The organism is Pseudomonas sp. GWSMS-1 (genome assembly GCF_049847425.1).
GTDB lineage: Bacteria > Pseudomonadota > Gammaproteobacteria > Pseudomonadales > Pseudomonadaceae > Aquipseudomonas.
Map to the genome: position 1 here is coordinate 870,525 of NZ_JBMHHV010000005.1, position 21,355 is coordinate 891,879.

Annotated in this window: 25 protein-coding genes; 23 read left to right on the forward strand and 2 right to left on the reverse strand. The window is 58.9% G+C overall.

Features of this window, described 5'->3' with window-relative positions:
- The first annotated feature begins 10 nt into the window (after positions 1–10).
- The 13 genes from flhF to ACEPAJ_RS07585 all read left to right on the forward strand — a co-directional run bounded on the left by flhF (position 11) and on the right by ACEPAJ_RS07585 (position 11,955).
- A complete protein-coding gene (gene flhF / locus ACEPAJ_RS07525; protein WP_425914360.1) occupies positions 11–1,309 on the forward strand; it encodes a flagellar biosynthesis protein FlhF in 1,299 nt (432 codons plus the stop codon).
- Between the two features lie 77 nt (positions 1,310–1,386).
- Complete coding sequence (fleN, locus tag ACEPAJ_RS07530; RefSeq protein WP_425914361.1) at positions 1,387–2,217, forward strand: flagellar synthesis regulator FleN; 831 nt, start codon at positions 1,387–1,389, stop codon at positions 2,215–2,217.
- Positions 2,214–2,960: an RNA polymerase sigma factor FliA gene (gene fliA / locus ACEPAJ_RS07535; protein WP_425914362.1), complete on the forward strand. Its 747-nt coding sequence runs from the start codon at positions 2,214–2,216 to the stop codon at positions 2,958–2,960. The genes fleN and fliA overlap by 4 nt, the downstream gene beginning before the upstream one ends.
- 93 nt (positions 2,961–3,053) lie before the next feature.
- A complete protein-coding gene (locus ACEPAJ_RS07540; protein ID WP_208598743.1) occupies positions 3,054–3,428 on the forward strand; it encodes a chemotaxis response regulator CheY in 375 nt (124 codons plus the stop codon).
- 18 nt (positions 3,429–3,446) lie between these two features.
- Positions 3,447–4,235, forward strand: a complete 789-nt coding sequence (locus tag ACEPAJ_RS07545) for a protein phosphatase CheZ (RefSeq protein WP_425914363.1) — start codon at positions 3,447–3,449, stop codon at positions 4,233–4,235.
- 13 nt (positions 4,236–4,248) lie between these two features.
- Positions 4,249–6,417: a chemotaxis protein CheA gene (locus ACEPAJ_RS07550; protein ID WP_425914364.1), complete on the forward strand. Its 2,169-nt coding sequence runs from the start codon at positions 4,249–4,251 to the stop codon at positions 6,415–6,417.
- 44 nt (positions 6,418–6,461) lie between these two features.
- Entirely contained in the window at positions 6,462–7,574 is a 1,113-nt protein-coding gene (locus tag ACEPAJ_RS07555) for a protein-glutamate methylesterase/protein-glutamine glutaminase (protein WP_425914365.1), read from the forward strand.
- Complete coding sequence (locus ACEPAJ_RS07560; protein WP_425914366.1) at positions 7,574–8,314, forward strand: flagellar motor protein; 741 nt, start codon at positions 7,574–7,576, stop codon at positions 8,312–8,314. The genes ACEPAJ_RS07555 and ACEPAJ_RS07560 overlap by 1 nt, the downstream gene beginning before the upstream one ends.
- Before the next feature lie 12 nt (positions 8,315–8,326).
- Entirely contained in the window at positions 8,327–9,196 is an 870-nt protein-coding gene (gene motD, locus ACEPAJ_RS07565; protein WP_425914367.1) for a flagellar motor protein MotD, read from the forward strand.
- A gap of 51 nt (positions 9,197–9,247) precedes the next feature.
- Positions 9,248–10,036 (forward strand): ParA family protein, encoded by a 789-nt coding sequence (locus ACEPAJ_RS07570; RefSeq protein ID WP_274087868.1) that lies wholly within the window; start codon positions 9,248–9,250, stop codon positions 10,034–10,036.
- Between the two features lie 87 nt (positions 10,037–10,123).
- Positions 10,124–10,963 carry a CheW domain-containing protein gene (locus ACEPAJ_RS07575; RefSeq protein WP_425914368.1) on the forward strand — a complete coding sequence of 280 codons (840 nt, stop codon included), beginning with the start codon at positions 10,124–10,126 and terminating at the stop codon, positions 10,961–10,963.
- Between the two features lie 104 nt (positions 10,964–11,067).
- On the forward strand, positions 11,068–11,547 hold the full coding sequence (locus ACEPAJ_RS07580) for a chemotaxis protein CheW (protein WP_274087870.1): 480 nt from the start codon (positions 11,068–11,070) through the stop codon (positions 11,545–11,547).
- Positions 11,548–11,550: 3 nt separating this feature from the next.
- The gene (locus ACEPAJ_RS07585) at positions 11,551–11,955 is read left to right on the forward strand and encodes a DUF2802 domain-containing protein (RefSeq protein ID WP_425914369.1); all 405 of its coding nucleotides are present in this window, start codon (positions 11,551–11,553) and stop codon (positions 11,953–11,955) included.
- Between the two features lie 30 nt (positions 11,956–11,985).
- Here ACEPAJ_RS07585 and ACEPAJ_RS07590 read toward each other — a convergent pair whose 3' ends face one another.
- The gene (locus ACEPAJ_RS07590) at positions 11,986–12,312 is read right to left on the reverse strand and encodes an EscU/YscU/HrcU family type III secretion system export apparatus switch protein (protein ID WP_425914370.1); all 327 of its coding nucleotides are present in this window, start codon (positions 12,310–12,312) and stop codon (positions 11,986–11,988) included.
- Entirely contained in the window at positions 12,309–13,853 is a 1,545-nt protein-coding gene (locus ACEPAJ_RS07595) for a flagellar hook-length control protein FliK (protein WP_425914371.1), read from the reverse strand. Before ACEPAJ_RS07595 ends, ACEPAJ_RS07590 begins: the two co-directional genes overlap by 4 nt.
- Positions 13,854–14,016: 163 nt before the next feature.
- Here ACEPAJ_RS07595 and ccmA point away from each other — a divergent pair, with 163 nt between their 5' ends.
- The 10 genes from ccmA (at position 14,017) to ACEPAJ_RS07645 (ending at position 21,332) form a co-directional block, all read left to right on the forward strand.
- Positions 14,017–14,652, forward strand: a complete 636-nt coding sequence (ccmA, locus tag ACEPAJ_RS07600; protein WP_425914372.1) for a cytochrome c biogenesis heme-transporting ATPase CcmA — start codon at positions 14,017–14,019, stop codon at positions 14,650–14,652.
- Positions 14,649–15,320, forward strand: coding sequence for a heme exporter protein CcmB (gene ccmB, locus ACEPAJ_RS07605; RefSeq protein WP_136666296.1), 672 nt, complete (start codon positions 14,649–14,651; stop codon positions 15,318–15,320). The genes ccmA and ccmB overlap by 4 nt, the downstream gene beginning before the upstream one ends.
- A 74-nt stretch (positions 15,321–15,394) precedes the next feature.
- Positions 15,395–16,153 (forward strand): heme ABC transporter permease, encoded by a 759-nt coding sequence (locus ACEPAJ_RS07610; RefSeq protein ID WP_425917966.1) that lies wholly within the window; start codon positions 15,395–15,397, stop codon positions 16,151–16,153.
- Positions 16,150–16,326, forward strand: a complete 177-nt coding sequence (ccmD, locus tag ACEPAJ_RS07615; protein WP_425914373.1) for a heme exporter protein CcmD — start codon at positions 16,150–16,152, stop codon at positions 16,324–16,326. The genes ACEPAJ_RS07610 and ccmD overlap by 4 nt, the downstream gene beginning before the upstream one ends.
- Complete coding sequence (ccmE, locus tag ACEPAJ_RS07620; RefSeq protein ID WP_425914374.1) at positions 16,323–16,811, forward strand: cytochrome c maturation protein CcmE; 489 nt, start codon at positions 16,323–16,325, stop codon at positions 16,809–16,811. The genes ccmD and ccmE overlap by 4 nt, the downstream gene beginning before the upstream one ends.
- Positions 16,808–18,781, forward strand: coding sequence for a heme lyase CcmF/NrfE family subunit (locus tag ACEPAJ_RS07625; RefSeq protein WP_425914375.1), 1,974 nt, complete (start codon positions 16,808–16,810; stop codon positions 18,779–18,781). Before ccmE ends, ACEPAJ_RS07625 begins: the two co-directional genes overlap by 4 nt.
- Positions 18,778–19,314 carry a DsbE family thiol:disulfide interchange protein gene (locus ACEPAJ_RS07630; RefSeq protein WP_425914376.1) on the forward strand — a complete coding sequence of 179 codons (537 nt, stop codon included), beginning with the start codon at positions 18,778–18,780 and terminating at the stop codon, positions 19,312–19,314. The genes ACEPAJ_RS07625 and ACEPAJ_RS07630 overlap by 4 nt, the downstream gene beginning before the upstream one ends.
- On the forward strand, positions 19,311–19,814 hold the full coding sequence (locus tag ACEPAJ_RS07635; protein WP_425914377.1) for a cytochrome c-type biogenesis protein: 504 nt from the start codon (positions 19,311–19,313) through the stop codon (positions 19,812–19,814). Before ACEPAJ_RS07630 ends, ACEPAJ_RS07635 begins: the two co-directional genes overlap by 4 nt.
- A complete protein-coding gene (ccmI, locus tag ACEPAJ_RS07640; protein WP_425914378.1) occupies positions 19,807–21,009 on the forward strand; it encodes a c-type cytochrome biogenesis protein CcmI in 1,203 nt (400 codons plus the stop codon). Before ACEPAJ_RS07635 ends, ccmI begins: the two co-directional genes overlap by 8 nt.
- On the forward strand, positions 21,006–21,332 hold the full coding sequence (locus tag ACEPAJ_RS07645; RefSeq protein WP_425914379.1) for a hypothetical protein: 327 nt from the start codon (positions 21,006–21,008) through the stop codon (positions 21,330–21,332). Before ccmI ends, ACEPAJ_RS07645 begins: the two co-directional genes overlap by 4 nt.
- Positions 21,333–21,355 lie beyond the last annotated feature (23 nt).

Here is a 21,355-nt window from a genome sequence, read left to right on the forward strand (position 1 = left end):
GTTACAGGCCATGCAGGTCAAACGCTTTTTCGCCGCCGATATGCGTACCGCCATGAAGCTGGTGCGTGATGAACTGGGTGCCGATGCCTCGATCATTGGCAATCGCCGGGTTGCTGGCGGTGTCGAGCTGACTGCCGCATTGGATTATCAAGTGCCTGCCGCGCCAGCCCGTCAGCCTAATCCGGCGCTGGAAGCCGAATTGCGCAAGACCCAGGCAAAAATCGCTACAGCTCAGGCTGAGCTGACCACGCGTACGAAAGTCGATGCCGGCAAGGATCGTCAGTTGTTTGGCGCTGCCGCCAGCGTGCCAGTCGATCGGTTGGCCGATGCGTTGTCTCCGGCGCGTGCTGCGCCTGCCGCCGCTGATCAGGGTGCCCTGGATGCCATGCGCTTCGAACTGCATGGCCTGCGTGAGCTGATTGAAGTGCAGTTGGGTTCAATTGCCTGGGGGCAGTTGCAGAGCCGCCAGCCGCAGCAAGCGAATCTGTGGCGTCGCCTGCAGCGCATGGGGCTGTCCGCTGAGCTGTCGAAAGCGCTGCTTGAGCGCATTGCCAATATTGCCGAGCCGCGTCAGGCCTGGCGCATGTTGCTGGCGCATCTGGCTCACGCGATCAAGACCCCGCAACAAGAACCGATGGAAGAGGGCGGTGTAATCGCCCTGGTGGGCCCGGCGGGTATGGGCAAGACCACGACCTTGGCAAAGCTGGCTGCGCGTTATGTGCTCAAGTACGGCGCGCAGCATATCGCCCTGGTCAGCCTTGATAGCTACCGCATTGGTGCGCAGGAACAGATCAAAACCCTGGGCCGTATCCTTAACGTGCCGGTCACTCTGGTCGACCCAGGCCAATCGTTGACCCAGGCCCTGGCACCGTTGGCGCGTAAGCGCGTAGTGCTGATCGACACCGCTGGCCTGTCGGCCAATGATCCAGCGCTGCGCATGCAGCTGGAAACATTAGCCAGCCGCGGAGTCAATGCGAAGAGCTATCTGGTGATGGCCGCGACCAGTCAGGGCCAAGTGCTGAAAGCCGCCTACCATAGTTATAAACGCTGCGGCCTGGTCGGCTGTATTATTACCAAGGCGGATGAAGCCACCAGTTTGGGTGAGGTTTTAGGTCTGGCTATTAGCCAGCGTCTACCGGTAGCCTATCTCGCTGATGGGCCACGCATTCCCGATGATTTGCAGATACCGCGCAGTCATCAGTTGGTGAGTCGGGCCGTTGGGCTGCAGGCGACCCAAGAACCGAGTGAAGATACGATGGCAGAGATGTTTTCCGGTCTTTACCAGCAGCCTACACGGCGTGCCAGTTAAGCTAAATATTATTGGAATTGAGCGGTGCTTAGCCGACCAAGTGGCTCCAGTCGACGTTAGACAAGGTATTAGAAATTATGGGTATGCATCCCGTACAGGTGATAGCGGTGACCGGCGGCAAAGGTGGCGTCGGCAAGACCAACGTCTCGGTGAACCTGGCATTGGCCCTGGCTGATCTGGGGCGTCGGGTCATGTTGATGGACGCCGACCTGGGTTTGGCCAACGTCGATGTATTGTTGGGGCTCAGTGCTAAGCGCACCCTGGAAGACGTTATCAGTGGCGAGTGCGAGCTGCGTGATGTGCTGTTGCAGGGGCCAGGTGGGATTCGCATCGTGCCTGCCGCTTCGGGCATTCAGAGTATGGTGCAGTTGTCGCCCATGCAGCATGCTGGATTAATCCAGGCATTCAGTGATATCAGCGACAACCTCGATGTGCTGATTGTCGACACGGCAGCCGGTATCGGTGATGGCGTAGTTAGCTTCGTGCGCGCCGCACAGGAGGTTTTGGTGGTGGTGTGCGATGAACCCACCTCGATTACCGACGCTTACGCCCTGATCAAATTGCTCAATCGTGATCACGGCATGAATCGTTTTCGGGTTTTGGCCAATATGGCTCACAGCCCGCAGGAAGGTCGTAATCTCTTTGCTAAGCTGACTAAAGTGACTGACCGTTTTCTTGACGTTGCCCTGCAGTATGTCGGTGCAGTGCCTTACGATGAGTCAGTGCGCAAGGCCGTGCAGAAGCAGCGCGCGGTTTACGAAGCTTTCCCGCGCTCGAAATGCGCGCTGGCGTTCAAAGCAATCGCTCAGAAAGTCGACGCCTGGCCTTTACCGGCCAACCCGCGCGGTCATTTAGAGTTCTTTGTTGAGCGTCTGGTGCAGCAGCCGATCGCAGACACGGCCATATGACAGCAGCCTCTGGACTTCGTATGTACAGCAAAGCGCAGGCGCAGGATTCCCAGCACCAGTTGATCGAGCGCTATGCGCCTCTGGTCAAACGCATTGCCTATCACCTGCTGGCACGCTTGCCGGCCAGTGTGCAGGTTGACGACTTGATCCAGGCCGGGATGATCGGCCTGCTTGAAGCGTCAAAAAAATACGATTCCAGCAAAGGTGCCAGTTTCGAGACATTCGTAGGTATCCGTATCCGCGGTTCTATGCTCGATGAGGTGCGTAAAGGCGACTGGGCCCCCCGTTCGGTGCACCGCAATAGCCGCATGGTCAGCGACGCCATTCGAAAAGTTGAGGCTAGAACCGGTCGGGACGCTAAAGATCAAGAGGTTGCGGCCGAACTCCAATTGAGTCTGGAGGATTACTACGGCATTCTTGGCGACACTTTAGGCAGCCGCCTGTTTAGCTTCGACGATCTGTTACAGGACGGCGAGCACGGCGAACTGGCTGAAGACGCTGGCAACCACCACCTAGAACCTTCTCGTGATCTGGAAGATGAACGCTTTCAGGCGGCCTTGGCGGATGCCATTGGCAATCTGCCAGAGCGCGAGCGCTTGGTGTTGGCACTGTATTACGATGAAGAATTGAACCTTAAAGAGATCGGCGCGGTGTTGGGGGTTAGCGAGTCACGCGTAAGCCAACTACACAGTCAGTGTGCCGCTCGTTTACGCGCCCGTCTGGGTGAGTGGCGCGCGCACTAAACTGCCCGCTCGCGCGGCTGGTTTCATGAATAAAGGCGCATGCAGGTTGCTGGGTGCGTTTGGGACTGTACGGAGGTCGACTTGGACAAAAACATGAAAATCCTCATCGTTGATGACTTTTCAACGATGCGACGGATCATCAAGAACCTCCTGCGTGACTTGGGGTTCACCAATACCGCAGAAGCCGATGACGGCACGACTGCATTGCCAATGCTGCAAAGCGGTAGTTTCGACTTTCTGGTCACGGACTGGAACATGCCTGGCATGACCGGTATTGATCTGCTGCGCGCTGTGCGTGCGGATGATCGGCTGAAAAGCCTGCCGGTGCTGATGGTTACGGCGGAAGCTAAGCGTGATCAGATTATCGAGGCTGCCCAGGCTGGGGTTAACGGTTATGTGGTCAAACCGTTCACTGCCCAGGTTCTGAAAGAGAAGATTGAGAAAATCTTTGAGCGGGTCAACGGCTGATGTCTGCCACGAGGTTCTATGGAGCATAAAAATCCTGCTCAGGGTGATCTTGAATCGTCCTTGAAGCACAGCGCTCGCCAACTGGTAGATAGCCTAGAAAAAGGCAACTTTGGTGAAGCGGTCCAGCTGATACATGACTTGAATAAGGCGCGTGACCGTGGCTTGTATCATGAGGTCGGCAAGCTGACCCGTGAGCTGCATAACGCCATCGTCAACTTTCAGCTTGACCCTCGTGTGCCGCATGCCACTGAAGTCTCGCAAATCACCGATGCCACCGAACGCCTAAATTATGTGGTGACGATGACCGAGAAAGCGGCCAATCGCACCATGGACTTGGTTGAGTTGAGTGCGCCGCTGGTTAATGACCTCAGTGCCGAAGCGCAAAGCCTGAGTGCTGACTGGGGGCGTTTTATGCGCCGCGAGATGAGCGCAGACGGTTTTCGTGAGTTGGCCAAGCGTGTTGAGCTGTTTCTAGCAAGCAGTGAGCGTGATGGCGCGAAAATTTCCGGGCACCTCAACGATATTTTGCTGGCTCAGGATTATCAGGATCTCACGGGGCAGGTGATCAAACGGGTCACTCAGTTGGTCACTGAGGTTGAAAGTAACCTGCTGAAACTGGTGCTGATGGCCAGTCAGGTTGATCAATTTGCCGGCATTGAGCACAACCACGAGCTGCTCCGCGCCGAACAAGAAAAACAAAAAGAGCCTTCCCACGGTGAAGGTCCGCAGATTCATGCCGATAAGCGTGAAGACGTCGCATCTAATCAAGATGATGTCGACGACCTGCTTTCTAGCTTAGGATTTTAGGAGCACACGTCTTATGAGCTTCGGCGCCGATGAAGAAATCCTCCAGGACTTCCTGGTAGAGGCCGGCGAGATTCTTGAACTATTGTCCGAGCAGCTGGTAGAGCTGGAAAGTCGCCCGGACGACATGAATCTGCTCAACGCTATTTTTCGCGGGTTTCATACCGTCAAAGGTGGTGCTGGTTTTCTCCAGCTTAATGAGCTGGTGGAATGCTGCCATATCGCAGAAAACGTCTTCGACATCCTGCGCAAGGGTGAGCGGCGCGTCGACTCCGCGTTGATGGATGTGGTGCTGGAAGCACTGGATGCCGTTAACAGCATGTTTACCGAGGTGCGCGAGCGTACCGATCTAACCCCGGCGACTCCTGCGCTGCTAGCCGCTTTGGCGCGCCTGGCTGAACCGGCAGGTGCTGAACCTGAACCGGTCGTGCCGGTTGAAGTGTCTGTTGAGCCTGCGCCTGAGCCCGTTGCTGGCGACATTACCGACAGTGAATTCGAGACATTGCTCGGTGCTCTGGATGAGCCGGCAGCAGCCGTTTCCAGTGCCGCCAGCAGCGATGAAATCACGGATGATGAATTCGAGTCCTTGCTTGACCAGTTGCATGGTAAAGGTCAGTTCGTCACGCCCGAGGCTCCAGCCGCACCTGCCGTGCCCGAGTCAACGTCTGGCAATGAAATCACCGATGATGAGTTTGAGTCGCTGCTCGACCAGCTACATGGCAAAGGCCAGTTTGTAGCGCCAGCCGCTTCGGCACCTGTTACACCGGCAGCCAAGGCTGAGCCTGCTGCAGCTGCAGCGAGCGGTGATATCACTGACGATGAGTTCGAAGCCTTGCTCGATCAGCTGCATGGCAAAGGCAAGTTTGTCGAGCCAGAGGCGATCAAAGCCGCTACGCCGGCGCCAGTTGCCAAGCCAGTAGAGCCCAGCAAAAGTTCAGCGCCGGCTGTTGCAAAACCTGCGGTCAAGGCCGAACCCGCCAAGGCGCCTGCGGTAGAAAAGGCCGCGCCGCCCAGCGAAGCGGAAACCACCGTGCGGGTCGACACTGCGCGCCTGGATGAAATCATGAACATGGTCGGTGAGCTGGTGCTGGTGCGTAACCGCCTGGTGCGCTTGGGTTCCAGCAGTGGCGATGAAGCCATGTCCAAGGCGGTGTCCAACCTGGATGTGGTGACGGCCGACCTGCAGACAGCGGTGATGAAAACCCGCATGCAGCCGATCAAGAAAGTTTTCGGGCGTTTCCCGCGTCTGGTTCGTGACCTCGCGCGTCAGCTCAAGAAAGAGATCAATCTGGAGCTGGTCGGCGAAGAAACCGACCTCGATAAGAACCTGGTCGAGGCGCTGGCCGATCCGCTTGTGCACTTGGTGCGCAACGCGGTTGACCATGGCATTGAAACCCCTGATGAGCGTGAAGCATCAGGTAAAGCGCGAGGCGGCAAAGTGGTGCTGTCCGCCGAGCAGGAAGGCGATCACATCCTCTTGTCGATCTCCGATGACGGCAAGGGCATGGACGCGGATGTATTGCGCGCGAAGGCCGTTGAAAAAGGTCTGCTGGATAAGGATGCGGCCGAGCGCCTCAATGAGTTCGAGTGCTACAACCTGATTTTCGCCCCCGGCTTCTCGACCAAGACGGAGATATCCGATGTCTCCGGTCGAGGTGTGGGCATGGACGTGGTGAAAACCAAAATTAACCAGCTCAACGGCACCGTCAACGTATTTTCGGTGAAGGGGCAGGGGTCGAAGATTGTCATCAAGGTGCCGCTGACCCTGGCGATCATGCCGACGCTGATGGTGATGCTGGGTAATCAGGCGTTTGCCTTCCCGCTGGTTAACGTTAACGAAATCTTCCACCTTGACCTGTCACGCACCAATATTGTGGATGGTCAAGAAGTGGTGGTTGTGCGTGATAAAGCCTTGCCGCTGTTCTATCTCAAGCGTTGGTTAGTCGGCAATGCCGCCCACGTAGAGCAAGGCGAAGGACATGTGGTGATTCTGACCGTCGGCAGCCAGCGTATTGGCTTTGTGGTCGATCAGTTGGTGGGCCAGGAAGAAGTGGTGATCAAACCGCTGGGCAAGATGCTGCAGGGCACCCCAGGCATGTCAGGCGCGACGATTACCGGTGATGGCCGTATTGCTCTGATTCTTGACGTGCCGAGCATGCTCAAACATTACGCGCGACGTGTCTGATTGTTCGCGGCGCGGGTATTTGTCGCGCCGCTTAGGAGTTGTATATGGCTGTTAAGGTGTTGGTGGTAGATGACTCCGGTTTTTTTCGTCGGCGCGTGTCGGAAATTCTCTCAGCTGATCCGAATATCCAGGTAATCGGCACCGCCACTAACGGTCGTGAAGCCATCGAGCAGGCGCAGGCGCTCAAGCCTGATGTGATTACCATGGATTACGAGATGCCGATGATGGATGGCATCACGGCCGTGCGTAATATCATGCAGCGCTGCCCCACGCCGGTATTGATGTTCTCCTCGCTGACCCATGAGGGCGCCCGTGTAACCCTGGATGCCCTTGAAGCGGGTGCCGTGGACTTTCTGCCGAAGAACTTTGAAGACATTTCGCGTAACCCCGAGCGGGTTAAGCAACTGCTCTGCGAGAAAATCCATACCATCGCTCGCAGCAACCGCCGCAGCCTGAGTCCGCAGCCTGCGGCAACACCGGCTACCCCCGCCAGACCAGCGGTTCGCCCCGCCCCAACGACCAGCACACTGGGTCGGCCTGCGGTTGCACCTGCCCCTGTTCCTGCGGCCGTTTCGAGTGCTACACCCAAGCGTAAGCCGTATAAATTAGTCGCTATCGGCACCTCAACGGGTGGGCCGGTGGCGCTGCAGCGTGTGTTGACACAGTTGCCGGCTAACTTCCCCGCGCCGCTGGTGCTGATCCAGCATATGCCTGCAGCCTTCACTAAGGCGTTTGCCGAGCGCCTCGACAAACTGTGCCGTATCAGCGTCAAAGAGGCTGAGGATGGCGATGTGCTACGGCCTGGGCTGGCGCTGCTGGCCCCTGGCGGCAAGCAGATGATGGTCGACGCCCGCGGCATGGTGAAGATCCTGCCGGGTGACGAGCGCCTTAACTACAAGCCCTGTGTCGATATCACCTTCGGCTCTGTGGCTAAGTCTTATGCGGACAAAGTGCTCGCAGTCGTGCTGACGGGCATGGGCGCTGATGGCCGTGAAGGTGCGCGTCTGCTCAAACAGACGGGGAGCCAGGTGTGGGCACAGGATGAAGCCAGTTGTGTGATTTACGGCATGCCCATGGCCATCGTTAAAGCCAACCTGGCCGATGCTGTGTACCCATTGGATGATATTGGCAGGCATCTGGTGGAGGCCTGTATTTAATGGATGTACTGAGCCTTATTGGGGTCATCCTGGCATTTGTCGCGATCCTCGGCGGCAACTACCTCGAAGGCGGTCATGTTGGCGCTTTGCTCAATGGGCCGGCGGCGTTGATCGTGATCGGCGGCACCCTAGGCGCAGCATTCCTCCAGGCTCCCGTACACGTATTTAAACGTGCGTTGGCAATCATCAGCTGGATCTTTTTTCCGCCGCGGATCGATCTGGTCGGAGGCATCAATCGGGTCGTTGGCTGGAGCATGACCGCGCGTAAGGAAGGCTTGCTGGGCCTTGAGGCGGTGGCTGATGCTGAGAAGGACCCCTACGCCCGCAAAGGTTTGCAGCTGTTGGTTGATGGGGCAGAGCCGGAAGCCATTCGCAGTATTCTCGAAGTCGATCTGTACACCCAGGAAGGTCGGGATATTCAGGCTGCCAAGGTGTTCGAAAGCATGGGTGGGTACGCACCGACGATTGGCATTATCGGTGCCGTTATGGGCCTGATTCATGTCATGGGTAATCTGGCTGACCCGAGCATGCTCGGTAGCGGCATTGCGGTGGCCTTTGTGGCGACTATTTATGGCGTGGGGTTTGCCAACCTGTTGCTGCTGCCCATTGGCAACAAGCTTAAGGCCATCGCTCAACGTCAATCGCGTTATCGCGAGATGTTGCTTGAAGGCATCCTGTCGATTGCCGAGGGTGAAAACCCACGCTCCATCGAATTGAAGCTGCAAGGCTTTATGGATTGATGGAGACACAGCATGGCCCGTCGGCGTCATCAAGAAGAACATGAAAATCACGAACGTTGGCTGGTCTCCTATGCCGACTTCATCACCTTGCTGTTCGCGTTTTTCGTGGTGATGTACTCGATTTCCTCGATAAACGAAGGCAAGTACAAAATTCTTTCAGACAGCCTGACTGGGGTTTTCAATCAGCCTGATCGCGCGATCAAGCCGATCCCTGTCGGCGATGAGCGGCCGCGTACCACTGAGCCAGATCGTTCGCTGGTGGATGAAGAAAGCACGCTGTCAGCTGCCGACTCGCTAGAAAGCATCGCCCAAAGCATAAGTGAAGCATTTGGTGGCTTGATTCAGTCCGGTCAGCTCAAGGTCAGTGGCAATGAGCTATGGATCGAGATTGAGCTCAGTTCCAGCCTGCTGTTCACCAGTGGCGATGCCGTTCCCAATAATGCAGCGTTCGATATTATCGAGAAGGTAGCCAAAATTCTGGCGCCTTACGAGAATCCGGTTCATGTAGAAGGCTTTACCGATAACCTGCCCATTCAGACTGCGCAGTTCCCCACCAACTGGGAGCTGTCTACCGCAAGGGCCGCCAGTATCGTGCGGATGCTGGCGATGGATGGGGTTAACCCGAGTCGTTTGGCGGCTGTAGGTTACGGTGAATTCCAGCCCGTGGCCGATAACACGACCGCAGAGGGGCGTGGTCGCAATCGCCGGGTGGTGTTGGTGATATCGCGCAATCTCGATGTACGCCGCAGCGTGAGTGGTGTGGGCAGCGCGAATGCTAAGCCTGATGCGGCCCTGAAACGGGCTGGCACGCAACCTGCAGCAACACTGGTAGCGCCGGCCCCGCAAGCGGGTGCCGTCAACCCCCCGTCGCCGGCCCCATAAGGGTGGCCCCGTTCTCGGTCAGGCATTTACTGCACCGAGAGGATGATAACGATGAGAGTCTGGGCAGTAGCCAATCAAAAAGGTGGAGTTGGTAAGACCACCACATCAATCGCCTTGGCGGGCCTGCTGGCCGATGCCGGCAAGCGTGTGGTGGTGGTCGATCTCGATCCTCATGGTTCGATGACCAGCTATTTCGGGCACGATCCTGACAGCCTTGAGCACAGCAGTTTTGATCTGTTTCAGCACAAGGGCAGTGTGCCGCGCGGCTTGCCGCAGCAATTACTGTTGCCGACCAGCCATGAGCGAATTTCTTTGCTGCCTTCCAGCACCGCACTTGCCACGTTGGAGCGCCAGTCGCCCGGGCAGAGCGGGTTAGGGTTGGTGATTGCCAAGAGCCTTGCGCAGCTTTGGGAGGATTTTGATCATGCCGTGATCGACAGTCCGCCCTTGCTCGGCGTGTTAATGGTCAATGCCCTGGCGGCCAGCCAACAGTTAGTGATTCCAGTGCAGACTGAGTTTCTCGCGGTCAAAGGCCTTGAGCGCATGGTCAATACACTGGCCATGATCAACCGCTCGCGGCAGCAAGCGCTGCCTTACACCATCGTGCCGACGCTGTTCGATCGCCGCACTCAGGCCTCCATGAGCACGCTGCGGGTATTGCGCAACAATTACCTTGAGCACCTATGGCCGGCTTATATTCCGGTTGATACGCGCTTGCGCGACGCCAGTCGGGCAGGCCTGACACCGTCGCAATTCGACAAAAATAGCCGTGGCGTGATTGCCTACCGGGCGCTTCTCAAGCACTTGTTGGCGCAGCAGATTGCTGCGCAGGTCGCCTGAGATGAGCGGCTATGCTGAAGATATAGGCTCAAGTCTGCCGCTAGGGCGGCCGATAGTCTGTACAGATTGTTATTACGGGTTGTGTTCATGAGTCTTCCCCTTGCTACCGCTACACGTCCGCAACTGGCCTTGCAGTCCTATTTGGATAGCTTGTTGCAGGACGCTGCGGTCGAGTTAGCCGATAGCATCACGCTGGACGAGTTCGAGGCGGCGGTGCTTGAAGAGCAGGTCCGCGATGCCCGAACCGTGCCGCATGTGCAAGCCGTGGCCGCCAAACCGTTGGCTGAACTGGCTGCGCGACCGCTCGTGCTACCCACAATCGAAATACCTGCGCCGCCAGTTGAAGCCCGCGTTGAAGTGGCGGCCCAAGTGACTGCAGCCCCTGCAGTGATTGAGGTTGAGCACGCACCGCTACCGCCGTTGATGGTGCCTGAGCCGGCGTTACCTGGCCGTCCAGAATGGGCTCAGGAGCCTTTCGAATGCCTATTGTTCGACGTTGCCGGCCTGACCTTGGCCGTGCCGCTGGTGTGTCTGGGTTCGATTTACCCTCTAGAAGGCCAGGAGCTGACGCCATTATTTGGCCAACCCGACTGGTTTCTCGGCATACTGCCGAGCCAGGCAGGCAACCTGAAAGTGCTGGATACTGCGCGCTGGGTAATGCCTGACCGTTACCGCGATGATTTTCGCGAAGGTTTACAGTATGTGATCTCCGTTCAGGGCTATGAGTGGGGGCTGGCCGTGCATCAGGTCAGCCGCTCGATTAGGCTCGACCCGAATGAGGTCAAGTGGCGCAGCCAGCGGACTCAGCGCCCATGGCTGGCCGGTACGGTGATTGAACACATGTGTGCCCTGTTGGACATTGCATCGCTGGCTGAGTTGATCGCCAGTGGTGCGGCCAAACGTATGGCGGCCAGGCAGGGTCACTGAATAACAGCCGGGCTGTGCGATGCACCGCCTTGCAACTACAGTAAAGACAGCGGGCTAGATACCCGCGATCGCCGCCGTGAGCGGTTCATGACGAGGTTAGGGACATGAAGAAAAGTTCGGCACAAGGTTCTGAAGATCCAATTCTGCAGTGGGTGACGTTCCGCCTGGATAACGAAACCTATGGCATCAATGTGATGCAAGTGCAGGAAGTCCTGCGCTATACCGAAATTGCCCCTGTGCCGGGTGCTCCGAGCTATGTGCTGGGCATCATCAATCTGCGCGGTAATGTGGTCACCGTCATCGACACGCGTCAGCGTTTTGGCTTGGACTCCACAGAGGTGACCGATAACACCCGTATCGTGATTATCGAGGCTGACAAGCAGGTCGTCGGTATATTGGTCGACAGCGTGGCTGAGGTGGTTTACCTGCGCCAATCTGAAGTGGAAACTGCGCCAAACGTTGGTAATGATGAATCCGCCAAATTTATCCAGGGCGTATGCAACAAGAACGGCGAGCTGCTGATTCTGGTTGAGCTGGACAAGATGATGAGCGAAGAAGAGTGGTCCGAGCTGGAGAGTATCTAGCTCATGCTTGTCGCGCTGCTTATCGTCCTAGCCCTGGTTTGCCTGGGGCTAGTTGGTGCATGCATTTGGCTTGCACGGCAGCTGCGCGACGCCGTCAAGCTGCAAGGGGAGCGTGACGCTGCGCGTGACCGGCGGTTCAAAGAGCTCAGTCGGCGTCTCGATGCCTACCTCGCGGGCAGTGTGCAGATGGGCGAGGAGTTACAAGAGCTGCGTCGCGTCGTCGCGCCGCTGCCGGACAAACTCAGTCAGATCGAGCAGCGTGACCCCAGTAGCCTGTCGTTTACCCAGGCGGCGCGGCTAGCTGGCATGGGCGCCAGCGTGGATGACCTTACTCAGTCCTGCGGCCTGAGTAAGGCTGAGGCTGAGTTGGTCAGCAAAATGCAGCAGGCCAAACGGCAGCGTTCCTGATTACCCCTTCCTTTTTTGATCAGCTGTTACTTAGTGTGCTGGGCCTTCCAATAGGCGCAGCGGCGGCGTGATATCCGTGTCGCGCCTACTACCAGCCGGTGCTTTACCCTTTAAGTACCAGGCAAAGGCGATGATTTCCGCGATGCAGCGATACAGCTGCTCCGGGATTACATCACCGAGCTCCAGGCGCGCGAGCAGGCGTACCAGTTCAGCATTTTCGTAGATCGGGACTTCATATTCTCGGGCAATCGCCAGGATTGCTTCGGCCAGTTCGTCATCGCCTTTGGCGCTGAGCACGGGGGCATTTTGGCCGTCGTAGGTGAGGGCGATGGCTTGGCGTGGCGCGGTCTTCTTCATGCGGTTTCATCCACCCAGCGTTGTTCCAAGGTTGTGCGTGGACCACGCGGCGGTGTGCCCTGGTTGCACGCCAGTTCACCTACCTGAACGCCTGCGGCATTAAGGCGTTGGCGCAGGTTGTCCAGTTCCGCGTCAATCAGGCTGACGGTGCTGCTGCGCTCGGCCCACAGCTGGCTGGTCAGGCGGCCGTGGGCCAGTTGCGCCTGGATCTGCAGGGGCCCCAGTGGGTCAATATCGAATGCCAGCTCAACTTTCCACAGGGTTTCTTTTTTCTCGGGTTTATCTTGTGGGTTGCTTTCGTCGCGTTGGATTTTTACCTGCAGCGGTACCAGTTCCTGCTGGTTACGCATCGGCAGTTCCAGCTGCCAAGTGGTGAGAAGGTTGCCTTCCGGTCCGACCTGACTCTGCGCCAGGCTGGAGAGCTGGTGAGTTTGCAGGCGCGAGATGGCCGCTGCAGCGAGCTTTAGCAGTGCCTCCAGGTCAGCCTCACCTTCCATGGATTGCAGCAGGCGCGAGGGCAGGGGGAAGTTCAGTGCTTGCTGGCGAGTGCTGGCCTTGCCCAGGCTGCCAAGCAGGTCACGGGCCAGAGCCGGCATAGCCTGGGCCATTGCTGAGCTGGCATTGACGGCGGCCAAGGGGGTACCGGTTGATAGGTTGGGCAATAGTTGGGTAATCAAGCGCAGCAGGTTGGCCTTGAGGTCGGTCGGCAGTGCTTGGCCCTGGCCGCCCAATAGTTTGCTCTCGAGCAAAATACCGCTGTTCTCCAGGGCGGCGGCCAGCCCTTTAGGGGTGCTCAGCTGAGCGGCGTCGGGCAGGGTGCCGAAGAGCTTGTCGATGCTGGTGCGCAGGCCTTCGCTCATCTCGGCGTTGCCGCGCAGGCCTTGTAGGGCGCTGAACAGCCCTTCTAATGAACCTTGGCGGTTGCTTTGTGAGGCCAATTGCTGGCTCAGCGCGAGTTGATCCAGGCGGCCGCTCAAGGGGAGAAAGCTTAACGACTGGTTACCCTGCACTTGTGCGCTGAGCAGGCTGCCCACGGGCAGCGCCAGCGGAGTCTCCAGTGATAGCTTGCTGCCGGCCAGCTGCGTGTTGAGCAGGTTGACCACGACTTTGTAGACCACCTCTTGCGTGCGGCCCTGCAGCAGTTGCTCGCGGGCGACCACCTTGCCTTGCAGCAGAGTGCCGACGGGTAGTTGTTCGAGGTCCAGGCTGGTGAGCGGTTTATTGCCCCCGGCCAGTACGGCTAAGGCCAGGCGGGTTTCCGACAAGGCGGTCACCGCCAGTGAGGTGCCCTGGGCGATAGGCCTTGAACTGCTGGCTTCGAGGGTGGTTTGCCGGCCATTCTCCAGCGTCAGCTTGAGCAGCAACTGAAAGCTCTGTGCCACTTCTTTCAAGGCGATAACTTCGGCCTTGGCAGTTTCTCCGCTGAGCAGTAAGCCTTGCAGGGGTTGCAGCAGCTTCACCGCTTGGTCAGCCGCTACGGCATTGGGGCGGCTACTGGGGGGCGTCGGCGGCATGGGCCGTGGACTGCTGATTTCGCTCATTGGTGGGTTACAACCTGTCGAAAATGCCCGCTGCGGGAGGCGGGGTATGGCATGTATAATCGCGCCCCGTCAGGGCCGGCTGCGTGTTTCACTTGCGTCAGTATAGCGGCCAAGACGCTGCCGACTTGAGCCGCTTTTGCCATCCACTTTAGGTACAGATGCCTTGACCAGTCCCCTTCTCGAAGCCGTGGCGCTCGCCTGTGAGCGAGACTGGCGCATGCTGTTCGAGCAGCTGGAGGTGCGTCTGGTTCCCGGTGAGATGTTGCAGGTTGCCGGGCCTAACGGCAGCGGCAAGACCAGCCTGCTGCGCTTGTTGGCGGGTCTGATGCAACCAACTGCCGGCGAGATCCGCCTGAATGGTCGTCCGTTGACGGCGCAGCGTGCCGAGTTGGCGCGCAACCTGTTGTGGATTGGCCATGCTGCCGGTATCAAGGGCTTGCTAACGGCCGAAGAGAACCTCGGTTGGCTGTGTGCGCTGCATCAGCCGGCGGAACGCGACGCTATCTGGCAGGCACTAGATGCGGTGGGATTGCGCGGTTTTGAAGATGTGCCCTGTCATACCCTGTCCGCCGGCCAGCAGCGACGTGTGGCATTGGCGCGGTTGTATCTGCCTGGGCCGAAGCTGTGGGTGCTGGATGAGCCCTTCACCGCGCTGGATAAAGCCGCAGTGGCACAGTTGGAAGACCATCTGGCCGCGCATTGTCAGCAAGGCGGCTTGGTGGTGCTGACCACGCATCACGAGTTACGCGTTAAACCGGCCGGTTATCGCGAGCTTGATTTGGGGCTGCGCACATCATGAGCAATGTTTTTACTCTGCTGCTGGCCCGCGAAGCGCGCTTGCTGTTTCGTCGTCCCGCCGAGCTGGCCAACCCGCTGGTGTTCTTCGCCATTGTGATTGCCCTGTTTCCTCTGGCAGTGGGGCCGCAGACGCAGTTGTTACAAAGCCTTTCGCCCGGGCTGGTGTGGGTGGCGGCCCTATTGGCCGTGCTGCTCTCGCTGGACGGGCTGTTTCGCAGTGATTTCGAGGACGGTTCGCTAGAGCAGTGGGTCCTTTCGCCGCACCCCCTGGCTCTTCTGGTTTTGGCCAAGGTACTGGCACACTGGTTGTTTTCTGGGTTGGCGTTGGTGCTGTTGGCACCGTTGTTGGCCTTGATGCTGGGGTTACCTGAGCGCTGTTTACCGGTATTGCTGATTTCCCTGTTGCTGGGCACCCCGGTGTTGAGCTTGCTGGGCGCCGTCGGTGCAGCGCTGACTGTGGGCCTTAAACGTGGCGGCCTACTGCTCGCTTTGTTGATTTTGCCGTTGTACATCCCGGTGCTGATTCTCGGCAGCGGTGCGTTACAAGCCAGCCTGCAAGGATTGCCGGCGGTCGGCCACTTATTGTGGTTGGCCAGCCTCACCGCATTGGCGGTGACCTTGACACCTTTTGCCATCGCCGCTGGTCTAACGATCAGTGTCGCTGAGTAGACAACTAAGCCTGAATGGCCGGCCGCCGCAGGTGCCTACCTGCACCGCGATCAGCCCTAGCACTGATGAGTAACCTGATGAACTGGACGTGGTTTCACAAGCTCGGCTCACCCAAATGGTTTTATGAAATCAGCAGCCGCTGGCTTCCCTGGCTGGCCGTTGCCGCCGTCTTACTGCTGCTGGTTGGGTTGGTATGGGGCCTGGCCTTTGCGCCGCCGGATTACCAGCAAGGCAACAGTTTTCGCATCATTTATATCCATGTCCCCGCGGCCTTTCTGGCTCAGTCCATCTACGTGATGCTGGCAGTCGCCGGCACCGTTGGCCTGGTGTGGAAAATGAAGTTGGCCGATGTCGCGCTGCAGCAGGCGGCGCCCATTGGTGCCTGGATCACCTTTATTGCCCTGGTGACTGGCGCGGTATGGGGCAAGCCCACTTGGGGCACCTACTGGGTCTGGGACGCACGCCTGACCTCGATGCTGATTCTGCTGTTTCTGTATTTCGGTGTGATCGCCCTGGGCAACGCCATCACCAACCGTGACAGCGCCGCCAAGGCCTGTGCGGTGCTGTCGATTGTCGGCGTGGTGAATATCCCGATCATCAAATACTCGGTGGAGTGGTGGAATACCCTGCATCAGCCCGCCACCTTCAGCGTGGTGGAAAAACCAAGCATGCCGTTTGAAATGTGGATGCCGCTGCTGATCATGGTGCTGGGCTTCTACTGCTTCTTTGGCGCGGTGCTGCTGATGCGTATGCGTTTGGAGGTGCTCAAGCGCGAGGCGCGCAGCAGTTGGGCCAAGGCCGAAGTGAAGGCGCAGGTGGAGAACGGCCTATGAGTTTTTCCAGCTTTAGCGAGTTTCTCGCCATGGGGACCCATGGGCCATATGTCTGGTCCTGTTATGCCATCAGCCTGGTTGTGCTGGGGTTGAATGTGGCGCTGCCAATCCTGGCACGTCGACGTTATCTGCAAGACGAGGCGCGTCGTTTGCGCCGGGAGGAGTCGAAGTGAACCCGCTGCGCAAGAAACGCCTGTTTATCGTTCTGGCGATCATCGCTGGTGTAGGCATCGCCGTGGCTCTGGCCCTGAGCGCATTGCAGCAGAACATCAACCTGTTCTACACACCTACGCAAATTGCCAATGGTGACGCCCCGCAGGACACCCGGATTCGTGCCGGTGGCCTGGTCGAAGAGGGCTCCGTGACGCGCTCCAGCGATTCGCTGGAAACTGATTTTGTGGTGACCGACGGCGCCAAGCGCGTGACTATCCGCTACAGCGGCATCCTGCCGGACCTGTTCCGTGAGGGGCAGGGCATTGTCGCCATGGGCAAGCTCGACGCCAGCAATATGTTGATTGCCGATGAAGTGCTGGCCAAGCACGATGAAAACTACATGCCGCCGGAAGTCATGCAGGCGTTGGAGCAAAGCGGCATGAAGCAAAAACATGACGCGGCCCAAGCGGCCAAGCAGGCGTCCCGACTGGAGGCTGCGCAATGATCCCCGAACTCGGCCATTTGGCAATGATTCTGGCGCTGTGCATGGCGCTGGTGCAGGCGACATTACCAATGATTGGCGCCTGGCGGGGTGACCGTCAGTGGATGAGTCTGGCGGCACCGGCCGCCTGGGGCCAGTTTGCCTTCCTGCTGTTTTCCTTTATCTGCCTGACCTACGCCTTTATGGTCGACGACTATACCGTCGCCTACGTGGCCAATAACTCCAACAGCGCACTGCCCTGGTATTACAAATTCAGCGCCGTGTGGGGTGCCCACGAAGGCTCGCTGTTGCTCTGGGGCTTGATTCTCGCCGGCTGGACCTTTGCTGTGTCGATCTTCTCGCGCCAGCTGCCGGAAGAAATGCTCGCGCGTGTGCTCGGGGTCATGGGCATCATCAGCATTGGCTTTCTGCTGTTTTTGATCGTCACCTCCAATCCCTTCGCGCGTCTGCTGTTTGATACGCCGGCTAATGGCCGTGATCTCAATCCGCTGTTGCAGGATTTTGGACTGATCGTGCACCCCCCGATGCTCTACATGGGCTATGTCGGCTTCTCCGTCGCCTTCGCTTTCGCCATCGCCGCCTTGCTCGGCGGCAAACTGGATGCGGCCTGGGCGCGCTGGTCGCGGCCGTGGACCATCGTCGCCTGGGCCTTCCTCGGCATCGGTATCGCTCTGGGCTCCTGGTGGGCCTACTACGAGCTTGGCTGGGGTGGCTGGTGGTTCTGGGACCCGGTGGAAAACGCCTCCTTTATGCCCTGGTTGGTTGGTACCGCGCTGATTCACTCCCTGGCCGTGACGGAAAAGCGCGGCGTGTTCAAGAGCTGGACCGTACTGCTGGCGATTGCCGCCTTCTCCCTGAGTCTGCTGGGGACCTTCCTGGTGCGTTCCGGGGTGCTGACCTCGGTGCATGCGTTCGCCAGCGATCCTGAGCGCGGCGTGTTTATCCTGGGGTTCCTGTTGATCGTGGTGGGCAGCTCGCTGGCGCTGTTTGCAATCCGTGCGCCGGTGGTCAAGAGCCAGGTCGGCTTCGCCCTGTGGTCGCGGGAAACCCTGCTGCTGGTGAATAACCTGATTCTGGTGGTGGCCGCGGCGATGATTCTGCTCGGCACCCTGTACCCGTTGGTACTCGACGCCATGACCGGCGCCAAGTTGTCGGTTGGCCCGCCGTACTTCAACGCGCTGTTTGTGCCGTTGATGGGCCTGTTGATGGCGATGATTGCGGTCGGTGTGCTGGTGCGCTGGAAAGACACGCCGCTTAAATGGTTGCTGAGCATGCTCGCGCCGGTACTGATCGGCAGCGTGGTGCTGGCGGTTATCGCCACCTTCCTGGTAGGGGACTTTAACTGGGCGGTGCTCGGGGTCTGCCTGCTGGCTGCCTGGGTGGTGTTGGCCGGTGTGCGCGACATTCTTGAGAAGACCCGGCACAAGGGCCTGCTCAAAGGTTTACCGAGCCTGACCCGCAGTTATTGGGGCATGCAGACGGCGCACCTGGGTATGGCGATCTGTGCGTTGGGCGTGGTGCTGACCAGTGTCGGCAGTTTCGAGCGCGATATGCGCATGGCGCCGGGTGAGTCGGTGGAGGTTGGCGGTTATCAGTTCACCTTCGAAGGTGCCGAGCACTTTGAAGGGCCGAACTTCACCTCGGACAAAGGCACTGTGCGCATCCTTGAAGACGGCAAGCAGATTGCCGTGCTGCACCCGGAGAAGCGCCTGTACACCGTGCAGCAATCGGTCATGACCGAAGCCGGGATCGACGCCGGGATTACCCGCGATCTGTTCGTCGCCCTGGGTGAACCGTTGGAGAACGGCGCCTGGGCGGTGCGAGTGCACATCAAGCCGTTCGTGCGCTGGATCTGGTTTGGCGCGCTGCTGATGGGCTTTGGTGGCTTCCTTTCAGCATCCGATAAACGCTATCGGATGAAGGTGCGCACCCGCGTGCGTGAAGCCTTAGGCATGGCAGGGGCGCAGGCATGAAGCGTTTGTTGCTGCTGTTGCCCCTGGCGCTTTTTCTCGGTGTGGCGGTGTTTCTCTACCGTGGCCTGTTCCTCGACCCGTCGGAGCTGCCATCGGCGCTGATTGGCAAGCCACTGCCGGCGTTCTCTCTGCCGGCGGTGCAGGACGGTAAGTTGCTCAGCGAGGCTGATTTCAAGGGCAAGCCTGCGCTGGTCAATGTCTGGGCTACTTGGTGTGTGGCTTGCCGGGTCGAACACCCGGTGCTGAACAAGTTGGCCAAGCTGGGCGTGAACATTTATGGGGTCAACTACAAGGACGACAATGCCGCCGCGCAAAAGTGGTTGGTGGAGTTCCATGACCCCTATCAGCTGAATATCAACGATGCCCGCGGCACCTTGGGGCTGGACCTAGGCGTGTATGGCGCGCCTGAGACGTTCCTGATCGACAAGGCCGGCATCATCCGCCACAAATTTGTCGGCGTGATCGATGAGCGCGTTTGGCGTGAGCAGCTGGCGCCGCTTTATCAAGAATTGGTCGATGAGGCCCAGCCATGAGGCGTTTACTCACCGCCGCCGTGCTGGGTCTGGCCCTGCTAGGCACTGCCCAGGCGGCTATTGATACCTATGAATTTGCGAACGAGGGCGAACGCCAGCGTTATCGCAATCTGGTGCAAGAGTTGCGTTGCCCTAAGTGCCAGAACCAGAACATCGCCGACTCCGATGCACCGATTGCCATGGACTTGCGTGCGCAGATCTTCCGCATGTTGGAGGAGGGTCAGAGCAACCAGCAGATCATCGATTATCTGGTCAGCCGCTATGGCGATTTCGTGCTCTACAAACCGCCGGTAACCGCGCGCACCCTGTTGCTGTGGTACGGCCCGGCCGGTCTGCTGATCGGTGGTTTCGCTTTGCTTGGGGTCATCCTGTTGCGTCGTCGTAGTAAGTCGGGTGGTGTCGCCAACGGCCTGTCTGCGGACGAGCAGCAGCGTCTGGCGACGTTGCTCAGCCAGCAGCCCGCCAATCAACCGCCTGTGGATAAAAAGACTGATGATTGAATTTTGGTTATGCGCCGGCCTGCTGTTGCTGACAGCCCTGGCATTTGTACTGATTCCCGTGCTGCGTGGGCGCAAGCTCCAGGCTGAAGAAGACCGCACCGCCCTCAACGTCACCCTGTACCAAGAGCGCTTGCAGGACTTGCAGGCCCAGAATGCCGCTGGGGCGTTGAATGCTGAGCAGCTTGCCGCTGGCCGTGATGAGGCGGCCCGTGAGTTGCTGGCTGATACCGAAGGTGCGCAGGCGCTGCCGCCGCAGCGCACACTGGGCATTAAAGTCCCACTGGTGTTTGCCTTGCTGATGCCCGTGCTGGGGTATGGCCTGTATCAGCATTGGGGGGCTATCGATGATGTCGAGCGTGCCCGTACCTTTGCCGATCAGCCGAAGACCATCGAGGAAATGACTGCACGCTTGGAAGCTGCAGTAAAAAGTGATCCCAAGTCAGCTGAAAGCTGGTACTTCCTGGGTCGCACCTACATGGCTCAGGAGCGTGCGGCTGATGCTGCCCACGCTTTTGAACGTGCCATTGAAGTAGCCGGTCGGGCGCCTGAGCTGCTCGGGCAATGGGCGCAGGCGCTGTATTTTGCCGGTGGCAAACAATGGACGCCGCAGTTGCAGGCACTGACCGACGAGGCGCTTAAAGCTGATCCTGCGGAAGTCACCAGCCTGGGCCTGTTGGGTATTGCCGCCTATGAGAGCGGGCAGTTCAAGCAGGCGATTGGCCACTGGCAGCAGCTGGTCGCGGTGTTGCCCGCCGAAGATCCTTCGCGCATGGCGATTCAGGGGGGGATTGACCGCGCCCGCGAGCAGCTCGGTGAGCCCGTTGAAGAGGCAGCAGTTGCTGCCAGCCCTGGCCTAACTGTACAGGTGGCGCTCGCCGACGATTTGCAGGCCAAGGTGCAACCTGGCGATGCGGTGTTTATCTTCGCCCGCGCGGTTTCCGGGCCGCCGATGCCGCTGGCGGTCAAGCGTTTGACCGTAGCTGACCTGCCCGCTGAAGTGCGCTTGTCGGACAGCGACGCGATGATGCCGCAGTTGAAGATCTCTGGCTTCGAGCAGGTGCAACTGGTGGCGCGTATTTCTCGCAGTGGCAATGCCACGGCCGGTGAGTGGGTCGGCAGCAGCCTGCCGCTGGCCAGCAAAACCACTGAGCCACAACAACTGCTAATCGATAGCGCGGACAGTAAAACGCCATGAGTCCGCTATGGCGTGGCGTTGTACTTGTCAGCGTGCTGGGCCTCGGCGCCTGCGCGCAGGCGCCGCTCAGCACACCGCCGGTGACAAACCCGAGTGGCAGCAGCAACCACCCACGCTTTGCCCCGCCACCCGGGGTGGCGAGTCAGTGGGATGCGCGGCTGGGGGTGTATGTGGTCGGCGGGGCTTCTCACCTGTACTACCGTGAGCGCACCTATTACCGCTGGAGTGCTGGCTGGAGTTGGGCCAGTAATCCCCAAGGCCCCTGGTTACCGACTGACAGCAGTGGTGTGCCGCCAGGGTTGTCTCGCCACTACGCGCAGTAAGAGCCTATCTACGATCTGCTGCG

Excerpts from the sequence above, each read along its gene's own strand:
- flhF (WP_425914360.1), top strand. The coding sequence starts at position 11 with ATGCAGGTCAAACGCTTTTTCGCCGCCGATATGCGTACCGCCATGAAG.
- fleN (WP_425914361.1), top strand. The coding sequence starts at position 1,387 with ATGGGTATGCATCCCGTACAGGTGATAGCGGTGACCGGCGGCAAAGGT.
- fliA (WP_425914362.1), top strand. The coding sequence starts at position 2,214 with ATGACAGCAGCCTCTGGACTTCGTATGTACAGCAAAGCGCAGGCGCAG.
- ACEPAJ_RS07540 (WP_208598743.1), top strand. The coding sequence starts at position 3,054 with ATGAAAATCCTCATCGTTGATGACTTTTCAACGATGCGACGGATCATC.
- ACEPAJ_RS07545 (WP_425914363.1), top strand. The coding sequence starts at position 3,447 with ATGGAGCATAAAAATCCTGCTCAGGGTGATCTTGAATCGTCCTTGAAG.
- ACEPAJ_RS07550 (WP_425914364.1), top strand. The coding sequence starts at position 4,249 with ATGAGCTTCGGCGCCGATGAAGAAATCCTCCAGGACTTCCTGGTAGAG.
- ACEPAJ_RS07555 (WP_425914365.1), top strand. The coding sequence starts at position 6,462 with ATGGCTGTTAAGGTGTTGGTGGTAGATGACTCCGGTTTTTTTCGTCGG.
- ACEPAJ_RS07560 (WP_425914366.1), top strand. The coding sequence starts at position 7,574 with ATGGATGTACTGAGCCTTATTGGGGTCATCCTGGCATTTGTCGCGATC.
- motD (WP_425914367.1), top strand. The coding sequence starts at position 8,327 with ATGGCCCGTCGGCGTCATCAAGAAGAACATGAAAATCACGAACGTTGG.
- ACEPAJ_RS07570 (WP_274087868.1), top strand. The coding sequence starts at position 9,248 with ATGAGAGTCTGGGCAGTAGCCAATCAAAAAGGTGGAGTTGGTAAGACC.
- ACEPAJ_RS07575 (WP_425914368.1), top strand. The coding sequence starts at position 10,124 with ATGAGTCTTCCCCTTGCTACCGCTACACGTCCGCAACTGGCCTTGCAG.
- ACEPAJ_RS07580 (WP_274087870.1), top strand. The coding sequence starts at position 11,068 with ATGAAGAAAAGTTCGGCACAAGGTTCTGAAGATCCAATTCTGCAGTGG.
- ACEPAJ_RS07585 (WP_425914369.1), top strand. The coding sequence starts at position 11,551 with ATGCTTGTCGCGCTGCTTATCGTCCTAGCCCTGGTTTGCCTGGGGCTA.
- ACEPAJ_RS07590 (WP_425914370.1), bottom strand. The coding sequence starts at position 12,312 with ATGAAGAAGACCGCGCCACGCCAAGCCATCGCCCTCACCTACGACGGC.
- ACEPAJ_RS07595 (WP_425914371.1), bottom strand. The coding sequence starts at position 13,853 with ATGAGCGAAATCAGCAGTCCACGGCCCATGCCGCCGACGCCCCCCAGT.
- ccmB (WP_136666296.1), top strand. The coding sequence starts at position 14,649 with ATGAGCAATGTTTTTACTCTGCTGCTGGCCCGCGAAGCGCGCTTGCTG.
- ccmD (WP_425914373.1), top strand. The coding sequence starts at position 16,150 with ATGAGTTTTTCCAGCTTTAGCGAGTTTCTCGCCATGGGGACCCATGGG.
- ACEPAJ_RS07625 (WP_425914375.1), top strand. The coding sequence starts at position 16,808 with ATGATCCCCGAACTCGGCCATTTGGCAATGATTCTGGCGCTGTGCATG.
- ACEPAJ_RS07630 (WP_425914376.1), top strand. The coding sequence starts at position 18,778 with ATGAAGCGTTTGTTGCTGCTGTTGCCCCTGGCGCTTTTTCTCGGTGTG.
- ACEPAJ_RS07635 (WP_425914377.1), top strand. The coding sequence starts at position 19,311 with ATGAGGCGTTTACTCACCGCCGCCGTGCTGGGTCTGGCCCTGCTAGGC.
- ccmI (WP_425914378.1), top strand. The coding sequence starts at position 19,807 with ATGATTGAATTTTGGTTATGCGCCGGCCTGCTGTTGCTGACAGCCCTG.
- ACEPAJ_RS07645 (WP_425914379.1), top strand. The coding sequence starts at position 21,006 with ATGAGTCCGCTATGGCGTGGCGTTGTACTTGTCAGCGTGCTGGGCCTC.